The organism is Comamonas halotolerans (assembly GCF_030162935.1).
GTDB classification, from domain to species: Bacteria; Pseudomonadota; Gammaproteobacteria; order Burkholderiales; family Burkholderiaceae_C; genus Comamonas; species Comamonas halotolerans.
In genome coordinates, this window is the sequence record NZ_JASAUZ010000012.1 from 426,097 (window position 1) to 446,247 (window position 20,151).

The following is a 20,151-nucleotide window of genomic DNA, read 5'->3' on the forward strand; positions in this document are numbered from 1 at the left end:
ATGGAATCATAACAATAGGACTATTTGTTTGGTCGAGATGAGGATTTACCCTAACCTTATGCACTGGTCTTATAGATAACCCGTTTTTTCGACATGGGAGCCCCACGATGCAACGTCGTCATTTTCTCTCCGCTGTAGCTGCAGCCGCTGCAGTTTCTGTATCTGGCATGACCATGGCCCAAGATACACGCCCGTTGCGCATCGTTGTGCCTTTTCCCGCGGGCGGCTCCACCGACATGGTGCCCCGCAATATGCAGGACGTTCTGGGCAAATTGCTGGGCCAGCCCGTCATCATTGAAAACAAGGCTGGTGCAGGTGGCTCCATTGGCATGGCCGAAGTGGCCCGTTCCAACGATGGCCTGACCTTCGGCATTGCGACGCTGTCGACCCACGGCGTGAACCCCGCCGTTTACACCAAGCTGCCTTACAACGCTATCGAAGACTTTGTGGGTGTGACAGAGATCGTGAAGGCTCCTGGCGTCATCGTGATCAATCCCAAGCTGATTCCTGCCAAGAATTTTGCAGAGTTGGTTGCGTATCTGAAGGCCAACCCTGGCAAGGTCAGCTATGCCACGCCTGGCAACGGCACCATTGGCCACATGTGGGGCGCGCAGTTCATCAAGTCCACGGGTGTAGACATGCTGCACATTCCTTACCGTGGTGCAGGTCCCGCCATTAACGACGTGCTTGGCGGCCAGGTGCCTGTGTACTTTGACCAGGTGGCCTCTTCGCTGCCGCATATCAAGGGTGGCAAGCTGCGCGCCATTGCCGTTTCCTGGAGCGAACGTCTGGATGTGCTGCCTGATGTCCCCACTTACAAGGAAGTGGGTCATCCAGAGCTGAACGATCCTTCCTGGTTCGGCTTGGTTGCTCCAAAGAGCACTCCTGCTGAAACAGTGGCGCGTGTGCAAAAGGCTGTGGCTGAAGCTTTGAAGGATCCGGCTGTGAAGAAACGTATGGACGCCCAAGGCATGTATGTATCGGGTACTTCCAGTGCGGACTTCACCCAGCAAATTGCCAGCGAAGTGGCCAAGATGAAGACCGTGGCTGCATCGGCCAACATCAGTGTGAACTGATTCACTGCCCGCCCTTCCTGCCAACCCGCAGTGCGTAAGCCTGCGGGTTTTCTTATGCCTTATCAGGGATGAGCGGATTGGCATATTGCTTGCATACAAGTAGTGTGATTGGCGCATTTGCGCAGGTTTTATTGCTTGAAAGGTGAGTTGTATGCAGCGTCGTTTCTTTTTCACCTCCGTAACAGCGGTTGCTTTTGCAGCCAGCCTGCCTTGGGTGGCTAGCGCACAAGAGAGCGCAGCATTGCGCATCGTGGTGCCTTTCCCTCCTGGTGGTGCCACGGACATGGTGCCTCGCAATCTTCAGGATGTACTGGGTAAGCTGATGGGGCAACCTGTCGTGATCGAGAACAAGGCTGGTGCAGGTGGCTCGATTGGAATGGCGGAAGTGGCGCGCGCGAGCGATGGCAACACCTTTGGCGTAGCTACCTTGTCCACGCATGGCGTGAATCCTGCGGTCTATAAAAAGCTGCCTTATGACGCGGTGAAAGACTTTGTGGGTGTGACAGAGGTGGTGAAGGCCCCGGGTGTGATTGTCGTCAACCCCTCTGTGGTGCCTGTGAAGAATTTCGCGGAACTGGTGGCTTACCTGAAGGCCAACCCTGGCAAGGTCAGCTATGCCACACCCGGTAACGGCACCATTGGCCACATGTGGGGTGCGCAGTTCATCAAGGCCACGGGCGTGGAGATGGTGCACATTCCCTATCGTGGTGCAGGCCCTGCGGTCAATGATGTGCTGGGAGGCCAGGTGCCAGTCTATTTTGACCAAGTAGCGTCTTCGCTGCCTCATGTCCAGTCGGGCAAGTTGCGTGCGATTGCGGTGTCATGGTCCGAGCGCTTGCCTGTGCTGCCCGATGTGCCGACTTACAAGGAAGTGGGGCATCCGGAGCTCAATGACCCTTCCTGGTTTGGGCTGGTCGCTCCCAAGAACACACCAGTGGCGCAAATAGAACGTGTGCAAAAAGCGGTGGCTCAGGCCTTGCAAGACCCGGTGGTGAAAAAGCGCATGGATGCCCAAGGCCTGTATGTATCGGGCACTTCAAGCGCGGATTTCACCCAGCAAATTGCCAGCGAAGTGACCAAGATGAAGACGGTGGCCGCATCGGCCAATATCAGCATCGAGTAAGCAGTGTTTCGATGGAACAGGGCTGCAGCAAAGGCACGGCAACCCTGTGGCTGAAGATGGCTCAGCTGCCTGGGCAGGCGCGTAGCGTAATGCCCAGTGCAGGTAGCATGCTGCGCAACTGATTGTGCTGTGCGGCAGTTGCCTGCTCCACACGCAGCGTGTAAAGCGTCTGGGGCGCACGCTCTTGCACCACGCGTGCGCCGCGCACACCTTGGTTAAGCATACGGCTCAACTCTCGAGCAGCGGCTTCTTCGCTGGAAAAACGTCCGAGCGACAGCCCGGGCTCCAGATTGCCTCCTGCGCGGTCATAGGCAATTCTGCGGGCGCGCAAATCGGCACGGCGCTTTTCCAGCGCAGTGTCATTGGGGAATTTGCCCAGATACACCATCCAGCGGCCAGATACCGAACTGGTCTGCAGCTGCCAGCTGGATGCGGGCAGTGCGCTGCCTTGCAAGCTGCGTTGCAGGGCGGAAGACTTGGCTTCGTCCATGCTGTCGCTTTGCAGGCAGATGGTGCTTTCTGGCAAGACTTCCTCGGTGGGTTCGCTCACCGTTGTGACCAGTGCTTCTGGCTGAAACTCTGGTGTTCTGGGTGCGTTGATGGGCTCGGCCACTTGAGGTGCGATGCTCAGCACGTCGGGGCGCACCTGCTGCTGCAGGCGGTAGGACTCGGTCTGCACCGCCGGTGCCCAGCCCAGGGTGGCCATCCACCCTTGGGTCCAGGCCAGATAGCCGGCATTGGCCAGCAACAGTACGAGCAAGGCAAAACGCAACATGCAAGCAGTTCCTTTTTCCTTTGGTTCAGACCGCCGACGGCGGCAGTGACATGTGCATGGGGCGCACGCTGACATCGCCGCTGATGACACTGCGCAGACCGTTATTAGTACGCAATTGCAGAGCGCCATCGGCCAGCACACCAAGCACTTCACCACTGCTGCCATCGCTCAAATGCACGTGCTGGCCGCGCAGCACATCGCGCGCAGCAAAGCGTTTTTGAAATGGCCCAAAGCCGTGGTTGGCAAATAGCAGCACATCGTCCACCAAGCGTGGCAACAGCTGTTTCAGGGCCCGAGGGGCGCTCCACTGCGCATCCACGTCCTGCAAACAGGCTGCAGGGGTGGACAGTGCCTGGGCCTGAGCAGGCGGCCTGCGTACATTGATTCCTGTGCCGATGATGACAAAACGTGGCACACCAAGCCCTGCTCCAAAGCAAGCAGCATCCGTGGCGGGTGGTAGATTGGCTGTTTCGATCAAGGTGCCCCCCAGTTTGCGGCCATCGTGCAGCCATAAATCATTGGGCCATTTCACGCCAATCTGAGGTTGGCTGCCAGTACCAGCGGGTTGCAGCGATTCAGCAATGCTCAACCCAACGACCAGCGACAAGCCCGACCAGTCTACGGGATTGAGCACCAGGCCCAGTGAATACATCAGGCAATCGCCGGGCTGGTTGACCCAGCTGCGGCCCTGGCGGCCTCGGCCAGCGGTTTGCGATTCGGTCACCAGCACAATGGGCTCGGCACGGCCCGCACGCGCCCGGCGCATCAGTTCGGTGTTGCTGGAATCAATTTCGGGCAGTACCTCCATGGTGAAGCCGGGCAGTTTGGGGGCAATTTCCAGCCACAGGTCTTCGGCATGCCAATGTGTGGGTTGCGCGCTCATGTCCAGCTCCCATCGCAGGGAAAGTCTTCAGGCATTGGTGGGCGCCAGCCACGCTTGGGCGCCAGCATGGTTCCGCGGCAGGTGGAAGCACCACAAAAGCAAGCGTATTCGGCCTTGAGCGCCTTGGTGTAGCGCTCTTCCACCATCAGACCATAGTCGTAGTTCAGTTCTTCGCCACTGCGAATATTGCGCAATGCCACGATGTAGATACGGCCGCCACGCTCATCGGTGTAGCAGTTGGGGGCGCAGCTGTGGTTGATCCAGCGGGCCGAGTTACCGCCGTAGGTGGCATCGATCACCACATCGTTATCCACATGAAAGTAGAAAGTGTGGTTGGGCTGCGAAGGGTCATGGGGGTGACGCGCCTGGGCTTCTTCCCAATTGATCACTTCGCCTTTGTATTCAATGATGGTTTCGCCAGCGGCAATGTCCTGTACTGCAAACACGCCCTTGCCATGTACACCGGAGCGACGCGTCTGGATGCGCTTTCCAAGAGAAGAAGGGCGGGATGTGCTGGGCATTGAAATCTCTGATAACTTAAATATGCACACATGCACGTGCGCGCACATGCGTACATGTACATATGCGCACGCACGCGTGCGTGAAGACGAATTGTAGAAGCGGTGGCCCCATGCTGTGTGGGCGGCCGTTGCAAATGACGAGAGCATTCAATGACAAAGACCTTGGTGATAGCGGAAAAACCGTCGGTGGCACAAGACATCGTGCGGGCCCTCACGCCCGCCTATGGCAAGTTTGACAAGCACGAAGACCACTTTGAGAACGAGCAGTTCGTGGTGACCAGTGCAGTGGGCCATTTGGTGGAAATCCAGGCGCCCGAAGAGTTTGACGTCAAGCGCGGCAAATGGAGCTTTGCCAACTTGCCGGTGATTCCGCCACGCTTTGATCTCAAACCGGTCGACAAGACCAAGAGCCGTTTGAACTCTGTGGTCAAGCAGGCCAAGCGCAAGGATGTGACGCAACTGATCAATGCCTGTGACGCGGGTCGCGAGGGTGAGCTGATCTTCCGTCTGATCGAGCAATACGCAGGTGGAGCGAAGGGCGGGCTGGGCAAGCCAATTTCTCGCTTGTGGCTGCAGTCCATGACGCCGCAGGCGATTCGTGAGGGCTTTGAGAAGCTGCGCAGCGATCAACAGATGCAGGGTCTGGCCGATGCTGCGCGCAGCCGCTCCGAGGCCGACTGGCTGGTGGGTATCAACGGCACGCGTGCCATGACGGCATTCAATTCGCGTGACGGCGGTTTCTTTCTGACCACGGTGGGCCGTGTGCAGACGCCGACGCTGTCATTGGTGGTGGATCGTGAAGACAAGATTCGCAAGTTCATCAGCCGTGATTACTGGGAGGTGCACGGCACGTTTGATGCGCAGGCTGGTCAGTACCTGGGCAAGTGGTTCAATCCTCAGTGGAAAAAAACCGAGGATGCCGAGGCCAAAGCCGACCGTGTCTGGAGCAAGCATGAGGCGGAGTCCATTGCTGCCGCAGTCAAGGGCAAGCCTGCCACAGTCACCGAGGAGAGCAAGCCCACCACCCAGGCTTCGCCGCTGCTGTTCGATCTGACCAGCTTGCAGCGTGAGGCCAACGGCAAGTTTGGCTTCTCGGCCAAGACCACGCTGGCGCTGGCGCAAAGCCTGTACGAGCGCCACAAGGCGCTGACTTACCCGCGTACCGACTCACGAGCGCTGCCGGAAGACTATGTGCCGGTAGCACGGCAGACCTTCGAGATGCTGGCCAACAGTGGCATGCGCCATCTGGAGCCCTTCGCACAGCAAGCACTCGGCGCTGGTTATGTGCGTCCCACCAAACGCATTTTTGACAATGCCAAGGTATCAGACCACTTTGCCATCATCCCCACCACGCAGGCGCCTGCTGGCCTGTCTGAGGCTGAGCAAAAGCTGTATGACCTGGTCGTGCGCCGCTTTATGGCGGTGTTCTTCCCCAGCGCCGAATACCAAGTCACCACCCGTGTCTCGCAGGTGGAGCAGCACCATTTCAAAACTGAAGGCAAGGTGCTGGTCAAACCCGGCTGGTTGGCCATTTACGGTAAGGAAGCGGCCAATGAAGTCGAGGATGCCAAGGAAGGTGACAAGGGGCAGCCCTTGGTGGCGGTACAGCCTGGAGAGCACCCACGCACCAGCGATGCACAGCCCAAGGGCCTGAAGACCAAGCCTCCTGCCCGTTACTCGGAAGCGACGCTGTTGGGCGCGATGGAAAGCGCGGGCAAGCAGGTGGAAGACGATGAACTGCGCGAAGCCATGCAGGAAAAGGGCCTGGGCACACCTGCGACGCGTGCGGCCATCATCGAAGGCTTGCTGACCGAAAAATACATGCTGCGCGAAGGGCGCGAGCTGATTCCCACGGCCAAGGCTTTCCAGTTGATGACGCTGCTGCGTGGTCTGGAAATCAATGAACTCTGTCGTGCTGATCTCACGGGCGAGTGGGAGTACAAGCTCTCGCAAATGGAAAAAGGTGAGCTTTCGCGCACAGCCTTCATGCAGCAGATTGCAGGCATGACGGAAAAAATCGTGCGCAAGGCCAAGGAGTATGACCGCGACACCATTCCGGGGGATTACGCCACCTTGGCAACACCTTGTCCCAACTGTGGTGGCATCGTCAAAGAAAACTATCGCCGCTACGCCTGCACCGGTGCCGACGGCCACAGCGATGGTTGCGGCTTCTCGTTCACCAAATCGCCCGCAGGCCGCACCTTTGAGACGCACGAGGCCGAGCAATTGCTGCGCGAGCGCCGCATTGGCCCGCTGGAAGGGTTTCGCTCCAAGGCTGGTTGGCCATTTGTGGCCGAAGTTGCCATCGTGCGTGATGAGGAAGCCAAGAACTTCAAGCTGGAATTCGACTTTGGCGAAGACGAGAAAGAAGCGGAAGCCAGTGGGCCTGTGGACTTTGTGGGTCAGCAATCGTTGGGCAACTGTCCGAAGTGTGGCTCTCCCGTTTTTGAGCATGGGGCCAACTACGTGTGCAGCCGCTCTGTGCCGACGGCGCAGCAGCCCACGCCGTCGTGTGACTTCAAGAGCGGCCAGATCATTCTGCAGCAGCCGATTGAGCGCGAGCAGATGAGCAAGCTGCTGGCTACCGGCAAAACCGATCTTCTGGAGAAGTTTGTCTCCAACCGCACACGTCGCAACTTCAAGGCCTTCCTGGCCTGGGATGCTGCTGCTGGCAAAGTCAATTTCGAGTTCGAAGCCAGCAAGTACCCAGCGCGCAAACCGGCAGCAGGTGGTGCGGCTAAAACAGCAACTACTGCCAAGAAAGCGCCTGCAGCCAAGAAGACCACTGCGGCCAAGAAAACAGTTGCGAGAAAGACCGTGGCAGCCAACTACCGCCCCGATGCTGCTTTGGCGGCTGTGATTGGCGACAGCCCTGTGGCACGCACCGAGGTGGTCAAAAAAGTGTGGGACTACGTGAAGGCCCACAATCTGCAGGATCCTAAGGACAAGCGCGTGATTGTTGCGGACGCCAAGCTGCTGCCAGTATTTGGCAAGGAGCGTGTTGGGATGTTTGAGGTCACAGGGCTGGTTGGCAAGCATCTGGTGGCCAACGACTGATCCGCTGTGTGACTGACAACAACGCCGCACTGCGCTCCAATTGGAGTGCTTGCGGCGTTTTCATGTTTTTGACATGGGCGTCTGACATGCTGCATCCCTGATTGAATGGAGAAATTGCGATGACCTTGAACCCTCCTGCGCGCCATATCGCTTTGCCTGGTACGACCAACTTTCGCGATCTCGGTGGCTATGTGGGCCATGGTGGTCGCAGCGTGCGATGGCGCACGCTGTTTCGTTCAGACCACCTGGCTGATTTGACAGACGAGGGGCTGCGTGCCCTGCAAGGGTTAGGTGTGCGTCGCAGCGCTGACTTTCGGGGTGTGCAAGAGCGCACAACAGATGCCTACGCATGGGAGGGGGTGCAAACCCATGCGCTTACCGTTGAGCCCACGGTAGTTCAAAAAGCATTGGCGTTGATTCATGCTGGAGGCAGTATGACGGCTGAAGACAGTGTGGCCTTGATGCAGGAAACCTATCGCCACTTTGTGCGTGACAACGCAGCACAGTTTGCGCAGCTGTTCCAGTTGCTGCTGCAAGAAGATGCGCCGACGGTGATTCACTGCACGGCGGGCAAAGATCGAACCGGGTGGGCTGCGGCCTTGATTTTGGAAACATTGGGAGTGGCACGCACCGACATTGAGCGCGATTACCTGCTTACCAACCAGTACTACCAACGCCCGGCTGCCATGGCTGCGCGTGCTGCGCAATCTGTGCCGCAAGATATCCTGAATGTGCTGTGGCGGGTGCAGCCGGAATTCCTGGCAAGTGCTTATGAGATGGTCGAGCGTGATTATGGGGATATGCCCACTTATCTGCGAGAAGCCATGCAACTCGACGAATCAGCTCAGAACACCTTGCGCGCACGCTATCTGCAGGCATGAATGCCTGCGTGGCAACCTTGTGTTTGCCATGATGGCACTGTGTCCAATGCAAGATCAAGCTTTGCGCTAAACTGTTTAAATTGAGAGCAATGAACGCTTGTAAAGCAAGCGTTTTGTGACATTTTTTGCAATTTCCCAAGCCGCCTTGGGGTGGTGGACGCAGCACTTCGAGCTTCAGTCATGTTTCGCCGTCGTTTTTTCCTTGCCGCAGCAGCAGCCAGTACCATGTGGATCAGTGCCTGCTCGCAGGCCGTGCCGACCAAGATCAACATCCCGCAGGCGCAGCTGGAGCAAGGGCTGGCAGAGCATTTTCCCAAGCAGTTTCCGGTTGCGGGCCTGCTGCAGTTCGATATGCAGCAGCCTCAATTGCTGCTGCTGCCGGTGAGCAATCAGCTGCAGACCACCTTGTCCGTACAGCTGTCCGGCCCTGCCTTGCGCCAAAGCTTGAGCGGTCAGATGCAGGTGCGCTTTGGCCTGTACTACGAGCCCCGCGACCGCAGTGTGCGTGCGCAGCGCGTGGAGGTGCTTTCGCTGATGCTGCCCGATGCGCCTGCCGCCATGGCTGACATGGTGCAGACCTATGGCCTGCGCTTGGCGCAGCAAGCGCTGCAGGGCTTTCCGCTCTACACCGTGAAACCAGAAGATCTGGAACTGGCTGATAGCTTGGGCCTGCAGCCAGGAGCCATCACCGTGACGGACAAAGGCCTGACCGTAGCCATCGAACAAAAGCCGGTAGTCAGCAGCAAGCCCTAGGCGGTGGCGGTCAAGCCCGCTAACATCGTGTCTCCATTGACAAGACTGTGCTGCAGCGCTTGCGCTGTGGCTTTGGCTGGAGAGCAGCACGATGCAACAATCCCTGGTACACCCCATCACCCGCAAGTGGCCCGCCCAGTTTCCGCAGAGGCTGCAACTGTATTCCTTGCCCACACCGAATGGCATCAAGGTGTCGGTGATGCTTGAGGAGGTGGGCATTCCGTATGAAGCCCACCGGGTGGACATTCATGCCAATGACCAGTTCTCTGCAGAGTTTCTGGCGCTCAACCCCAATAACAAAATCCCGGCCATTCTCGATCCGAATGGCCCTGGGGGGCAGCCACTGGGTTTGTTCGAGTCAGGGGCTATCCTGGTCTACCTGGCAGAAAAGTCCGGTCAGCTGCTGTCATCGGATGCACGGTCGCGCTATGAAACCCTGCAGTGGCTGATGTGGCAGATGGGCGGAGCTGGTCCCATGTTTGGTCAGGTGGGCTTCTTCCATCGATATGGCGGCAAAGACTTTGAGGACAAGCGTCCCCTGCAGCGTTATGTGAATGAGGCCAAACGTTTGCTGGGCGTGCTGGATCAGCGTTTGCAAGACCGAGAGTGGATCATGGGCAGCGACTACAGCATTGCCGATATTGCGGTGCTGCCCTGGATTCGCTGCCTGCATGTGAACTATGAGGCGGAGGCTCTGCTGGACTTGCCCAGCTATGCCAATGTGCAGCGCGTGCTGGCAACCTGGTTGGAACGCCCTGCGGTTCAGCGAGGATTAAATGTGCCGCCAGCAGTAAATCCATGATTTACTTGCAATTGTCTTGTTAATGGAACACTCTGTTGCTACTTTCGGGGCTTGGTAAGGCAGGTTCTCGCCTATATCTTTGATCTATTGCAACGCTGCATGTTGTCCGCCATGGGGGTGGACATGGCAGCACCAAGCAGGAGCGACATGATGTCTGCATCCCCCATCATCCAGACTTTAGAACTTGGCGCACGCTGGCCTTGTATCGATCCCTTCCTCTTTTGTGCCCACCACAACGATGCGTATCCTGCCGGTGACGGCAGCATGGGTGTGCAGGCCGTGGAGCTGGAAGATCGCCCCATGGGCAGCGACTTCAGCAACAAAGATGGCTTTTCGATGTATCACGGTGAGCATGTGCCCGGTTTCCCTGGTCACCCCCACCGTGGCTTTGAGACCGTCACGCTGGTGCGCAAGGGCTTGATTGACCACGCGGACTCGCTGGGCGCTGCCGCTCGCTTTGGTGGCGGTGATGTGCAGTGGGTGACCGCTGGGGAGGGCATCATGCACTCCGAGATGTTCCCGCTGCTCAACACCGATCAGCCCAACCCCCTGGAGTTGTTCCAGATCTGGTTGAACCTGCCTGCCAGGCAGAAGATGGTCAAGCCGCACTTCACCATGTTGTGGAACGAGCGCATTCCGCGCCTGCACCACACAGATGACCAGGGCAAAAAGACGACGGTGACTGTGATTGCCGGGGCATTGCAAGGTGCTGATGCACCGTTGTCGCCTCCACCCGAGTCCTGGGCTTCGCAAGAGGGCTCGGATCTGGCGATCTGGACAATCTCTCTGGAGCCCGGTGCGCGCTGGACTTTGGCTGCTGCCAAGGGAGCAGAAACCCGTCGCATGCTTTACTGGTTTGTGGGCAGCCGATTGCAGCTGGCGGGTCAGGATTTGCGTGAACATGCTGCACTGCAACTGGAGGCGGGGCGTGACGTGGAGCTGGTCAATACAGGCGATGCAACTGGCGAACTGGTAATGCTGCAGGGTAAGCCGATCCGCGAACAAGTGGCGCAGTATGGCCCGTTTGTCATGAACACGCAGGAAGAGATCATGCAAGCCATGATGGATTTCCGCCGCACTCAGTTTGGCGGCTGGCCCTGGGACAGCAATGCTCCGGTGCACGGTAGCGAACCTCGTCGTTTTGCGCGTCATCCTGGTCAGGCAGAGGACGAAGTGCCCACAGCTTGATGCAGCCCAAGCACACCATTCCCTGCACCCCGCGCAGGGGATGGTGGACAATGCGTAGCATTCCAACCATGGCGGCTTGGCCGCCATTTTTTGTGCTGACATCCATGAACATCACCAAAGACACAGCGGTTACGCTGAACTACAAAATCCATGAACTCCTGAATGGTGGCATTGCTGGCAGCCTGCTGGACAAGGGCGACGTGGCCTATCTGCACGGCGGTTACGACAATATTTTTGCCAAAGTGGAAGCTGCGCTGGAAGGCAAGGCTACAGGCGATACGCTGACCATCGATCTGAGCGTGGATGAAGCCTTTGGTCCGCATGACCCCAGCTTGCAACGCACCATCCCCAAGGGCGAGTTTCCTGCCGGTGTGAAGGTTGGAGGTCAACTGCGAGGCACGAATGACCAAGGTTTGCCCCAGATTTACAACGTGGTGAAGATCAAAGGGCCTGTGGTGCAACTGGATGGCAACCATCCTCTGGCGGGTAAGGCCCTGCGTTTCAGTTGCAAGGTGACGGAAGTGCGCGCGGCAGAGGCTGTCGAAATTGAGCATCGTCACGTGCACGGCGGTCACGGTCACCACCACTAAGCTGGGCAGCTCTTGCTTTTACTGACGGCGAAGCAGCGCACGTCGTAGTACGCGTGCTGCGCGGTCGCGGATCTGGAATGGGCTGTGGCTTTCGGCAGGGCGGTGCTTGGCATGCGCACAGGCTGTCAGAAAATCGCCCAGCAACACGCTGCTGTCAATGATGGGGCTATCCGGGTTGCTGAACTCAGGGTGCCACTGTGTGGCTGAGATATAGCTTTTACCGGGTGCGCGACGATAAATGGCCTCGGGAATGTTGTCGGGTACGCTCCATGCTTCCACCACAAACTCGGGCGCCACTTCTTTGATGCCTTGGTGATGAATACTGTTCACCCTGGCTAAAGAAGTATTGGGATAGAGTTCCGAGAGGCGCGAACCAGGGACGATGTGGATGTCGTGCTGGTGTTTGTCGTAAGTGGAGGCGTTACGGTGCACCTGCGCACCCGGCACCTGTGTGAGGATGTCTTGGTAGAGTGTTCCGCCAAAGGCCACATTGATCAGTTGCAAGCCTCTGCATACGCCAAAAATGGGCTTGCCAGCCTGGCTGAAGGCCTCCACCACGGCCAAGTCATAAAGGTCACGCACCCGATCTCCCAGCCATTCTGGGTGCAAGGGCTCCTCACCATAGCTACCGGGCCACACGTCGGCACCACCATGCATCACCACGCCATCCAGCCACTCGGCGTAATGCGCCAGCGTGACATCGCCTTTGGCGGTTTCACCCATGGGGCAAGGCACCATCACCACCATGGCACCACTGGACATGATCCAGTGGGCGATGGACTGTTCTACATACTGCAATGTTTTACCGGTGAATAGTGGGCGGGTGGAATCAGCATGAGAGAAACAGGCGGACAGGCCGATTTTCAGTCGGCGTGAGGCAGTAAGCGACATGGAGCACAGGCATGAATGGTGGCAGTGCTCCAGTTGTAACTGTCTGACTTGGCTTTGTCATGTAGGAAAGTCTCTGCTGCCGCTGTGTGGATAACGTTACAAGCAAATTTCCCAGGCTTTTTGCTATTCTTTTGAGTGCATCAGGCCAATATATAGCAAAGAAAATATGGACTACTCACAGCCGCGGCAAGGGTGTTGAAATTATTGATAAACATCAATTGAGCGTGGTGATCCGACTTGCAAGCAGGATTTTTACCCCCACACTGTGACAAAGATACAAACGATTCCTGAGCGCTGCTAGGATGGAGTCGTGATCTGATTTCCGCTGGACTCAGCAAACCCCCGCCGTGCTTGACGGCACGGCTTTTGGTGACAAGGAGAGATGCATGCAAGTACAAGTCCATACCGACGCAACCATCCAGGGCGGTGATTCGCTGGAAACATGGGCCCACGAGGAGATCAATACCAAGTTGGCGCGTCTGAAGGAATATGTGGTGCGCGTAGAAGTCTTTTTGACCGCGGTAGACGCGCTCAAAACGACGGGCGGCCCTGGGAAGAAGTGTGTGCTGGAAACCCGTGCCAATGGGCGCCCACCCATTGCTGTGAACGCCGAGGCAGAAAAAGTCAAAGACGCTTTCAACGCCGCGCTGGAAAAATTGCGCCGTGCAGTGGAAACTGATCTGGATAAGCTGCGCGACAAGAAGGGTCGAGAAAGTGTGCGTGGTGTCGATGACGTTGCCACAGGCACCGAAGGCTAAATAGCCACTGCATACGCACTATGCAAAAAAGCCATGGCCTTTCCGCCATGGCTTTTTTTATGGAGCGACTTGAAGTCGCTGCTTTATGCAGTAGCAGCGGTGAGTGCGCCAGGGGTAGTGAGCTTGTCGGCCACCAACAGCGCCTTCATTTGCGCCTGGCTCATGATGCCTAGCTCTTCCGCGACGATGGCAATAGGCTTTCCAGAGGCGATGGCAGTCTTGGCAATCTTGGCTGCCTTTTCATAGCCAATCAACGGGTTGAGTGCGGTGACCAAGGTCACAGACTCGTGGATGCGGGTATCCAGCAAGGCGGTGTTGGCTTCAATGCCTTCCACGCAGTTCACCTGCAAAGTCTTGCAAGCATGGGCCAAGTGCTTGAGGCTCTTGTGCAAGGCCCATGCCATCAAGGGCTCGAACGCATTCAGTTGCAACTGGCCAGCTTCCACAGCCATGGTGATGGCGGCGTCATTGCCAATCACTTCAAAACAGACCTGATTCATCACTTCAGGAATCACTGGGTTGACCTTGCCGGGCATGATGGACGAGCCAGCCTGGCGTGCAGGCAGCTTGATATCGCCCACACCAGCCTGGGGCCCGGAGGACAGCAGGCGCAAGTCATTGCTGATCTTGGACAGCTTGACCGCAATGCGCTTGAGGATGCCGGAGATGTCGGCAAACGCGCCGGTATCGCCGGTGGCTGCGATCAGGTCCTTGGCCTTCACCACGGGTACATTGGAAAACTCGGCCAGCTTGGGAACGACTACATCCACATAACCCACGGGTGCGTTGATGCCGGTGCCGATGGCAGTGCCCCCCATATTGATCTCGCACATCAGGCTGGCGGATTCGCGCAGGCGTTTCTCGTCATCGGCAATCATGGAGACAAAGGCATTGAACTCCTGGCCCAGCGTCATGGGCACAGCGTCTTGTAGCTGGGTGCGGCCAATTTTCAGTACATCCTTGAACTCTTCGGCCTTGGCCTGGAAGGCACCGCGCAATGCTGCCAGGGCTGCCAACAGGTCCTGAATTTCAAAATAGGTGGCCAATTTCACTGAGGTGGGATAGGCATCGTTGGTGGACTGGGAGGCGTTGACATGGTCGTTGGGGTGAATAACGTCATAGCTGCCCTTGGGCAGGCCCAATGTTTCCAACGCCAGATTGGCAATGACCTCGTTGGCGTTCATATTGGTGGAGGTGCCCGCTCCTCCTTGGATCACGTCCACCACAAACTGGTCGTGGTGCTGACCAGCGATCAGCAGGTCACAGGCTTTGGAGATAGCGGTGGCTTGCTGTGCATTGATGGTTCCCATCGCCAGATTGGCTGCAGCTGCTGCCTTTTTGACATAGGCAAAGCCGCGAATCAAGGCGGGCATTTGGGCCACCGCCTGACCGGTGATGGGGAAGTTTTCTACCGCGCGAGCAGAGTGAACGCCCCAGTAGGCAGTATCGGGAATGTCTTTGGGACCCAAAAAGTCGCTTTCTTGGCGCATGACTACAACTCTCCAATGCAATGAAACAAGTGCGCCTTGTGTGTAAACGTCTCCCGTAAGCGGTGTCCGGATGCACACGTGGCGACGCCCTGTCCCACTGGTTAAGCCAAGGCCTTCGCCCAGTGGTGCAGGGCGTATGCAGGAATTATGAAATCTTTTCTGCATAACCTGCGCTGTATTTGTGCATACATGGTCTGTGATTGCTTTATTTAGGTGCAATTCATGTTGATTGGCTGAATTAATAAGCAACAAAATAAATAAAACACATACTTTGGTTGTTTTTAGACGATATTCGCACTTAAATAGTGCGAATAGGCATCTTCAAATTGGTGCGTGCCGAGCAGTGTTGAAAACATCTGGAAACGCTTGGGCAAGCTCATAGCCACCTCGCTGACAGACGCTGGGTAAAGCCTTGGTTACATTGGTCCCTAGATGTAGGGCGTTTATGCTGTGCAGCAACAAAAAGGAGGACACATGACGGAAAAAAATACCCAATCACCTAATACCGACCTGCCCGAGCACTTCAAGGCAAAGATTCAAGGGAAGGTACAGCACCGCGTGGGAGATGGGCCGACGGAAGATATTCCTGTTGGATTGGAGGTTGAGGTGGATGTAGCAATTGCCAGCATGGTGCTGTCTTGGGTGAGCGAAGGCCAGCCGGTTACCGTAACCGTCGCGCGCGAAGAATTTTTGTTCTACGTGGATGAGGGCGCAATTCATATCGTCAACTAGTTGACTGGCTTGCAGCAGGCTGCGTGATTCAACCCCCTTCTCAGCATGAACGCGCAGCCGTAGATGGGTGTGGAAATTCCCGGCACCGCAATCCGCATGCAGTGCGAAAACCCCAGCCTGCACCTCATCCATGTGCGGACCAAGGCATGAATCAGGAAAAAGCCTTCCACTCTGACCGCCCATTCGCGGCTTGTTCGCAGGAGATTGTCTGGGGTGAAAGCAGGATGGGAAGCGCAGCAAGAAGCCAAATAGCTACAGATATTTTTTGTATGAGGCGCAGGCGTGGACATCTCCCAGGTCGCTGCCAGAGATGTTGCGATCTGCACCAGTGATAGCTTCAAGGCCACGCAAACCACTTGCAAGGCGGTTGTCAGGCGAAAGCTGCGATTTATCGTTTTCCGAGAAAGACTGCGCCACGATGTGTCGCTCCCAGGCGACATGCTCTTTTGTTACTTTGGTTACATTTTTGGGAGTACAGAGAGTCTCCAAAAAAGAGGCCATGTTCACCCAGTTTGTGCCCATGTCGCATGCGGATACCGGTGACGAAAGAGAGGGAAGACTTGCATTCAATACGCAACAATCGCTATTCCGAGAAGGCTTCTGAGTGGGAAATTCCACCGTTTTGGCAGAAGCTCAACAGCTTTTTTCTATTTCCGTTACAACTTGAGCCTTTGCTTTACGGTTTGCTGCTATCGGTAGGCAGCTACGGAATCCTCGTATTAGGTCTCTATCTTTCTCCGTTTTTTGCTGTGGTTCTGGGCCTGGGCCTGGTGCTCTCTGTCAGCCGTTATGCGTTCAAGGTCGCCGCTCTGGCCTCGCGCGGCATTACGGATAGTTCGGAGTACCGGGCCAGTCATATGGATGAGGGGTGGAAATGGTTGCCCTGGAAGTTTTTTGGCGTTCTTGTTGTTTTTGGATTTTTTGTGGGTTTTTTAAGGCCAATGGGGGCGGCTGTGGAGGTGGTGGCCAATGTCGCGGTGGCCCTGCTGACTCCCGCTGCCTGGATGGTTTTGACCACGACCCACAGCCTGCGCTCGGCAGCCAACCCGTTTGAGTTGCTGGGAACGATTTTCGCCATCGGGAAACCCTATCTATTGTTGTGCTTCTTTCTGTTCTTGCTGCAATATGGCATGCCCATGGTGGTGATGTTGATGCTTGAAGTCGTGAAGCCAGTATTGCTGCTGCCTCTGGTGAGCTTTGCAGCGATGTATTTCACCTGGGTGATGGCAGCCATGATCGGATACGTCATGTACCAGTACCATGCCGTGCTAGGTATCAATGTGGAGCGGGCACCCCAAGGGCATTCTGTGCCGCAGGTTGATCCAGCGGTGCAGGAGGCCAAACACCGTGATGCGCTGATTGCCCAACTGGTGCAGTCCAATCAGATGGACGAGGCAGTCTCGCAGGCACGTGAGTGGCAGCGTGAAAGCTACCGGAACTTGCCTGACTATCGGCGCTACTTCCGAGTGCTCAAGCTGACGGATCGTGTGGAGACGCTGTCCGATGTGGGCCAGGGCTTTATCCCGATGCTGATCGCTCACCAGCGCATCGGCGAGGCGATGGAGGCCTGGGTGAGCTGCGTCAAGAGTTGTTCCGACTTCAGGCTCAATTCGGACCAGGCGAGCCTGGATCTTGCCAAGCATGCATGGAAGGGCGGCAAACCCAAATATGTGCTGCTTCTGGCCAAGGAGTTCGACAAGCGCTTTGCCGGCAGCGACTTGATTCCAGCCATGCTGGAGTTGGTGGTGCGCGCCTACAAGCAGGGGCTGGGCCAGCCCATGGCAGGGATGAAGGTGTACATCGGCATGAAACAGCGGTTTCCGGAGCACCCCAGCACCAAGGAGGTGGAGTGGCTGCTGCGTGATGAACTGGAAATGCTCAGCAGCAAGTCTTGACCGGCGGGTTGTTCAGTCTTGTTGAGCCAGCCACTGTGTCGTGGTTTCTTTGGGAGCAAGCTGCTGTAGCGTGGGGAGCCAGGATTTGGCTTCCTGGACACGGCCAGCGCGGACCATGCCGTTGACCAGCAATATCAGTGTGTCCGGCAACTGAGGGTGGTCTGTCAGCTTGCACAGTGACTGGCATAGTGTTTCGGCTTCGGGCAAGGCTCCGATGCGCACGAAGTTGCGGGCGAGACCGTGCATGGTTTCTGCGCTCATGCGCATGCCGGGCCGGGCTCGCTGTCTGTAGGTACGGTAGCTGGAAAGTTGCAACTGACGCTCGGAGTCCGTAGTGGCCGGGAGTTTGAAAATTCGCCGCGCTGCAGCATGAAAATCCTCTCTGTCCGGGTGGTGTCGCGCGCTTTCGAACCAAGCCCGCAGAGTGTCAGGGTCTGATGGCGCAAGATGCGCGGCTTTGCGCCAGGCAAGAGCTGCGCGGTCAAACTCCAGTGCGTCGGTATAGCGCTGGGCTCGGGCTACGGCATCGGCCAGTTGGTGACGGGAGGTCTTGGCCAGTGCTTGTGCGCTGATCGGCGCTTGCACTACATGCAAACGCATATAGGCCCACATCAATAGAGCACCTGCCAGCAGGCCGCCAAAGTGGGCCATATAGGCCACCTGCTTATCTCCCAGCAGATGCTGCAGCAGCTCTACCCCCATCCATACCGGTAGCATGATCAGTGCTGGCCAGGTGGCGTAGTTGAAGTAAAACAGCAGCATGTAGAAGAACCGGATGCGTCGCATGCGGTACATCACTGCATACATGGCCATCAGCGCCGAGATGGCTCCCGATGCACCAAGGCCGTAGCCACCCATGCCCGCATAGAACATCAGTGCGAACAGCGATGCGGCGGTACCTCCCAGCACATAGAAAGCGAGATAGGTGAACGAGCCCAGCGCGATTTCGAGCGTGAAACCAAACAGGAACAGAAACACCATATTACCCAGCAAGTGGCCCGTGCTGCCATGCAGAAAAGTGGAGGTGAAGGCTTGGACCGGCTGCAGGCCTGCAGTGGGTGCGTAATTGATGGACCAGCGCTCGGTAAAGCTCTCACTGAGCTCCAGCGGTGTGAAGGCAGCGCGAGCCTCCTGCCACTGCGCATAATCAGGGTGGCTGGTGGTGATGACCAATCCCTCCAGCAAACTTTCACGGAATACCCTCTCTTGCCACATGAGCGTATAGAGCAGGTCATAAGCTTTGTGTTCGTACAACTCCTTGATGGCTTCCATGGAATTGCGCTTGCGCACATGAGCATGGGCAGACTGCTTCTGAAGATGCTCAAGGAACAAGGGCAGTTCTATCGTGGGGAGCACCGTTTGGGCGTAGTGCTGGCTTGCACGCTCTACCGACTCTTCGTCGGGCGTTTGCCAGCCCCAGAAGATCACACAATTGATGACGATGAGCAGTACCGTCATCCAGGGAGGCGAACTCCACGATGGTTTGTTCTCAAGGGGAATGGCCAGAAACATGGTTGTAGATGAACGTGTGGCGGGATTCAGTGCACAGCCGCTGACTCTAGCGATCCCCTCATCTGGCCTCTTGGCATGGCGCAAAAAAAGCAAGCAATGTGACATTGCTTGCTTTTTGCTGGACCCTAGCGCTGATGGCTCAGGCGCTATGCCCAAGCGGTTTGCGATCTGTGCAGATCACTTGGCCACCACGCGCACCATTTCCAGGCACTTGTTGGAATAGCCCCACTCGTTGTCGTACCAGGCCACGACCTTCACAAAGGTCTTGTCCAGGGCGATACCAGCTTCGGCATCGAACACGGAAGTGCAGGTCTCACCACGGAAGTCGGTGGCAACCACCTTGTCTTCGGTGTAGCCGAGCACGCCTTTCAAAGCGCCTTCGGACTGCGCCTTCATTTCTGCGCAGATTTCTTCGTAGGAAGCTTCGGTGTTCAGTTCCACGGTCAGGTCCACCACGGACACGTCGGAAGTGGGCACGCGGAAGGACATGCCGGTCAGCTTCTTGTTCAGTTCAGGAATCACCACGCCCACAGCCTTGGCAGCGCCAGTGCTGGAGGGAATGATGTTTTCCAGAATGCCGCGGCCACCGCGCCAGTCCTTGTTGGAAGGGCCATCCACGGTTTTTTGCGTGGCAGTGGCAGCGTGAACGGTAGTCATCAGGCCGCGCTTGATACCCCACTTGTCGTTCAGCACCTTGGCCACAGGTGCCAGGCAGTTGGTGGTGCACGAAGCGTTGGAGATGATGTCCTGACCAGCGTAGGACTTGCAGTTCACGCCGTACACGAACATGGGTGTGGCGTCCTTGGAAGGGGCCGACATGATGACCTTCTTGGCACCAGCAGTGATGTGCTTGCGCGCGGTTTCGTCTGTCAGGAACAGGCCGGTGGATTCGATCACCACTTCAGCACCCACTTCGTCCCACTTCAGATTGGCAGGGTCACGCTCCTGGGTCAGGCGGATCTTCTTGCCATTCACGATCAAGGTATTGCCTTCGACGGACACTTCACCGTCAAAGCGGCCGTGCACGCTGTCGTACTTCAGCATGTAGGCCAGATAGTCAGGCTCCAGCAGGTCGTTGATACCGACGATTTCGATATCGGAGAAGTTTTGCACTGCGGAACGCAGCACATTACGGCCAATGCGGCCAAAGCCGTTGATACCAACCTTGATAGTCATAGTTGCCTCTTGCTATGGATAGTGGAGATAAAGAAACTGGTTAACTCT

The 20,151-nt window shown here is 56.9% G+C and carries 19 protein-coding genes; 11 read left to right on the forward strand and 8 right to left on the reverse strand.

All coding sequences use genetic code 11. From position 1 onward, the window contains the following. Positions 1-107 precede the first annotated feature (107 nt). Both QEP11_RS09250 and QEP11_RS09255 read left to right on the forward strand, forming a co-directional pair. Positions 108-1,076 carry a Bug family tripartite tricarboxylate transporter substrate binding protein gene (locus tag QEP11_RS09250; protein WP_284336337.1) on the forward strand — a complete coding sequence of 323 codons (969 nt, stop codon included), beginning with the start codon at positions 108-110 and terminating at the stop codon, positions 1,074-1,076. Between the two features lie 151 nt (positions 1,077-1,227). After that, entirely contained in the window at positions 1,228-2,199 is a 972-nt protein-coding gene (locus QEP11_RS09255; protein WP_284336338.1) for a Bug family tripartite tricarboxylate transporter substrate binding protein, read from the forward strand. A gap of 61 nt (positions 2,200-2,260) precedes the next feature. Here QEP11_RS09255 and QEP11_RS09260 read toward each other — a convergent pair whose 3' ends face one another. From QEP11_RS09260 to QEP11_RS09270, 3 genes are read right to left on the reverse strand one after another with little or no spacing between them, the layout of a single operon-like run. Beyond that, positions 2,261-2,974, reverse strand: coding sequence for an SPOR domain-containing protein (locus QEP11_RS09260; RefSeq protein ID WP_284336339.1), 714 nt, complete (start codon positions 2,972-2,974; stop codon positions 2,261-2,263). 25 nt (positions 2,975-2,999) lie between these two features. Further along, positions 3,000-3,857: a biotin--[acetyl-CoA-carboxylase] ligase gene (locus QEP11_RS09265; RefSeq protein WP_284336340.1), complete on the reverse strand. Its 858-nt coding sequence runs from the start codon at positions 3,855-3,857 to the stop codon at positions 3,000-3,002. Continuing rightward, complete coding sequence (locus QEP11_RS09270) at positions 3,854-4,378, reverse strand: SET domain-containing protein (protein WP_284336341.1); 525 nt, start codon at positions 4,376-4,378, stop codon at positions 3,854-3,856. The genes QEP11_RS09265 and QEP11_RS09270 overlap by 4 nt, the downstream gene beginning before the upstream one ends. Before the next feature lie 150 nt (positions 4,379-4,528). Here QEP11_RS09270 and QEP11_RS09275 point away from each other — a divergent pair, with 150 nt between their 5' ends. The 6 genes from QEP11_RS09275 (at position 4,529) to QEP11_RS09300 (ending at position 11,649) form a co-directional block, all read left to right on the forward strand. Next, positions 4,529-7,435: a DNA topoisomerase III gene (locus tag QEP11_RS09275; RefSeq protein ID WP_284336342.1), complete on the forward strand. Its 2,907-nt coding sequence runs from the start codon at positions 4,529-4,531 to the stop codon at positions 7,433-7,435. Positions 7,436-7,554: 119 nt separating this feature from the next. Further along, positions 7,555-8,316 (forward strand): tyrosine-protein phosphatase, encoded by a 762-nt coding sequence (locus QEP11_RS09280; protein WP_284336343.1) that lies wholly within the window; start codon positions 7,555-7,557, stop codon positions 8,314-8,316. A 180-nt stretch (positions 8,317-8,496) separates the two neighbouring features. Then, positions 8,497-9,069, forward strand: coding sequence for a DUF1439 domain-containing protein (locus tag QEP11_RS09285; protein ID WP_284336344.1), 573 nt, complete (start codon positions 8,497-8,499; stop codon positions 9,067-9,069). A 91-nt stretch (positions 9,070-9,160) separates the two neighbouring features. Next, on the forward strand, positions 9,161-9,871 hold the full coding sequence (locus tag QEP11_RS09290; protein ID WP_284336345.1) for a glutathione S-transferase N-terminal domain-containing protein: 711 nt from the start codon (positions 9,161-9,163) through the stop codon (positions 9,869-9,871). 150 nt (positions 9,872-10,021) lie between these two features. Further along, positions 10,022-11,059, forward strand: coding sequence for a pirin family protein (locus QEP11_RS09295; protein ID WP_413788711.1), 1,038 nt, complete (start codon positions 10,022-10,024; stop codon positions 11,057-11,059). Positions 11,060-11,163: 104 nt separating this feature from the next. Further along, positions 11,164-11,649, forward strand: a complete 486-nt coding sequence (locus QEP11_RS09300; protein ID WP_284336402.1) for an FKBP-type peptidyl-prolyl cis-trans isomerase — start codon at positions 11,164-11,166, stop codon at positions 11,647-11,649. Between the two features lie 18 nt (positions 11,650-11,667). Here QEP11_RS09300 and QEP11_RS09305 read toward each other — a convergent pair whose 3' ends face one another. Then, positions 11,668-12,540, reverse strand: coding sequence for a gamma-glutamyl-gamma-aminobutyrate hydrolase family protein (locus QEP11_RS09305; protein ID WP_284336347.1), 873 nt, complete (start codon positions 12,538-12,540; stop codon positions 11,668-11,670). 386 nt (positions 12,541-12,926) lie between these two features. Between QEP11_RS09305 and QEP11_RS09310 the strand changes: the two genes are divergently transcribed. Next, positions 12,927-13,298 (forward strand): HPF/RaiA family ribosome-associated protein, encoded by a 372-nt coding sequence (locus QEP11_RS09310; RefSeq protein ID WP_284336348.1) that lies wholly within the window; start codon positions 12,927-12,929, stop codon positions 13,296-13,298. 83 nt (positions 13,299-13,381) lie between these two features. On the opposite strand, the gene QEP11_RS09315 is transcribed toward QEP11_RS09310, so the two are convergent. After that, positions 13,382-14,788 carry an aspartate ammonia-lyase gene (locus QEP11_RS09315; protein WP_284336349.1) on the reverse strand — a complete coding sequence of 469 codons (1,407 nt, stop codon included), beginning with the start codon at positions 14,786-14,788 and terminating at the stop codon, positions 13,382-13,384. Positions 14,789-15,262: 474 nt separating this feature from the next. Between QEP11_RS09315 and QEP11_RS09320 the strand changes: the two genes are divergently transcribed. After that, on the forward strand, positions 15,263-15,520 hold the full coding sequence (locus QEP11_RS09320; protein ID WP_284336350.1) for a hypothetical protein: 258 nt from the start codon (positions 15,263-15,265) through the stop codon (positions 15,518-15,520). Positions 15,521-15,772: 252 nt separating this feature from the next. On the opposite strand, the gene QEP11_RS09325 is transcribed toward QEP11_RS09320, so the two are convergent. Next, positions 15,773-16,021 carry a hypothetical protein gene (locus QEP11_RS09325; RefSeq protein ID WP_284336351.1) on the reverse strand — a complete coding sequence of 83 codons (249 nt, stop codon included), beginning with the start codon at positions 16,019-16,021 and terminating at the stop codon, positions 15,773-15,775. A 59-nt stretch (positions 16,022-16,080) separates the two neighbouring features. Here QEP11_RS09325 and QEP11_RS09330 point away from each other — a divergent pair, with 59 nt between their 5' ends. Continuing rightward, entirely contained in the window at positions 16,081-17,415 is a 1,335-nt protein-coding gene (locus QEP11_RS09330; protein ID WP_284336352.1) for a hypothetical protein, read from the forward strand. A 12-nt stretch (positions 17,416-17,427) separates the two neighbouring features. Here QEP11_RS09330 and QEP11_RS09335 read toward each other — a convergent pair whose 3' ends face one another. Beyond that, complete coding sequence (locus QEP11_RS09335) at positions 17,428-18,927, reverse strand: rhomboid family protein (RefSeq protein WP_284336353.1); 1,500 nt, start codon at positions 18,925-18,927, stop codon at positions 17,428-17,430. A 177-nt stretch (positions 18,928-19,104) separates the two neighbouring features. Next, complete coding sequence (gap, locus tag QEP11_RS09340; protein ID WP_284336354.1) at positions 19,105-20,103, reverse strand: type I glyceraldehyde-3-phosphate dehydrogenase; 999 nt, start codon at positions 20,101-20,103, stop codon at positions 19,105-19,107. Positions 20,104-20,151 lie beyond the last annotated feature (48 nt).

Excerpts from the sequence above, each read along its gene's own strand:
- QEP11_RS09275 (WP_284336342.1), top strand. The coding sequence starts at position 4,529 with ATGACAAAGACCTTGGTGATAGCGGAAAAACCGTCGGTGGCACAAGAC.
- QEP11_RS09310 (WP_284336348.1), top strand. The coding sequence starts at position 12,927 with ATGCAAGTACAAGTCCATACCGACGCAACCATCCAGGGCGGTGATTCG.
- QEP11_RS09265 (WP_284336340.1), bottom strand. The coding sequence starts at position 3,857 with ATGAGCGCGCAACCCACACATTGGCATGCCGAAGACCTGTGGCTGGAA.
- QEP11_RS09280 (WP_284336343.1), top strand. The coding sequence starts at position 7,555 with ATGACCTTGAACCCTCCTGCGCGCCATATCGCTTTGCCTGGTACGACC.
- QEP11_RS09255 (WP_284336338.1), top strand. The coding sequence starts at position 1,228 with ATGCAGCGTCGTTTCTTTTTCACCTCCGTAACAGCGGTTGCTTTTGCA.
- QEP11_RS09315 (WP_284336349.1), bottom strand. The coding sequence starts at position 14,788 with ATGCGCCAAGAAAGCGACTTTTTGGGTCCCAAAGACATTCCCGATACT.
- QEP11_RS09320 (WP_284336350.1), top strand. The coding sequence starts at position 15,263 with ATGACGGAAAAAAATACCCAATCACCTAATACCGACCTGCCCGAGCAC.
- QEP11_RS09300 (WP_284336402.1), top strand. The coding sequence starts at position 11,164 with ATGAACATCACCAAAGACACAGCGGTTACGCTGAACTACAAAATCCAT.
- QEP11_RS09325 (WP_284336351.1), bottom strand. The coding sequence starts at position 16,021 with ATGGCCTCTTTTTTGGAGACTCTCTGTACTCCCAAAAATGTAACCAAA.
- QEP11_RS09295 (WP_413788711.1), top strand. The coding sequence starts at position 10,022 with ATGTCTGCATCCCCCATCATCCAGACTTTAGAACTTGGCGCACGCTGG.
- QEP11_RS09285 (WP_284336344.1), top strand. The coding sequence starts at position 8,497 with ATGTTTCGCCGTCGTTTTTTCCTTGCCGCAGCAGCAGCCAGTACCATG.
- gap (WP_284336354.1), bottom strand. The coding sequence starts at position 20,103 with ATGACTATCAAGGTTGGTATCAACGGCTTTGGCCGCATTGGCCGTAAT.
- QEP11_RS09260 (WP_284336339.1), bottom strand. The coding sequence starts at position 2,974 with ATGTTGCGTTTTGCCTTGCTCGTACTGTTGCTGGCCAATGCCGGCTAT.
- QEP11_RS09270 (WP_284336341.1), bottom strand. The coding sequence starts at position 4,378 with ATGCCCAGCACATCCCGCCCTTCTTCTCTTGGAAAGCGCATCCAGACG.
- QEP11_RS09250 (WP_284336337.1), top strand. The coding sequence starts at position 108 with ATGCAACGTCGTCATTTTCTCTCCGCTGTAGCTGCAGCCGCTGCAGTT.
- QEP11_RS09290 (WP_284336345.1), top strand. The coding sequence starts at position 9,161 with ATGCAACAATCCCTGGTACACCCCATCACCCGCAAGTGGCCCGCCCAG.
- QEP11_RS09305 (WP_284336347.1), bottom strand. The coding sequence starts at position 12,540 with ATGTCGCTTACTGCCTCACGCCGACTGAAAATCGGCCTGTCCGCCTGT.
- QEP11_RS09335 (WP_284336353.1), bottom strand. The coding sequence starts at position 18,927 with ATGTTTCTGGCCATTCCCCTTGAGAACAAACCATCGTGGAGTTCGCCT.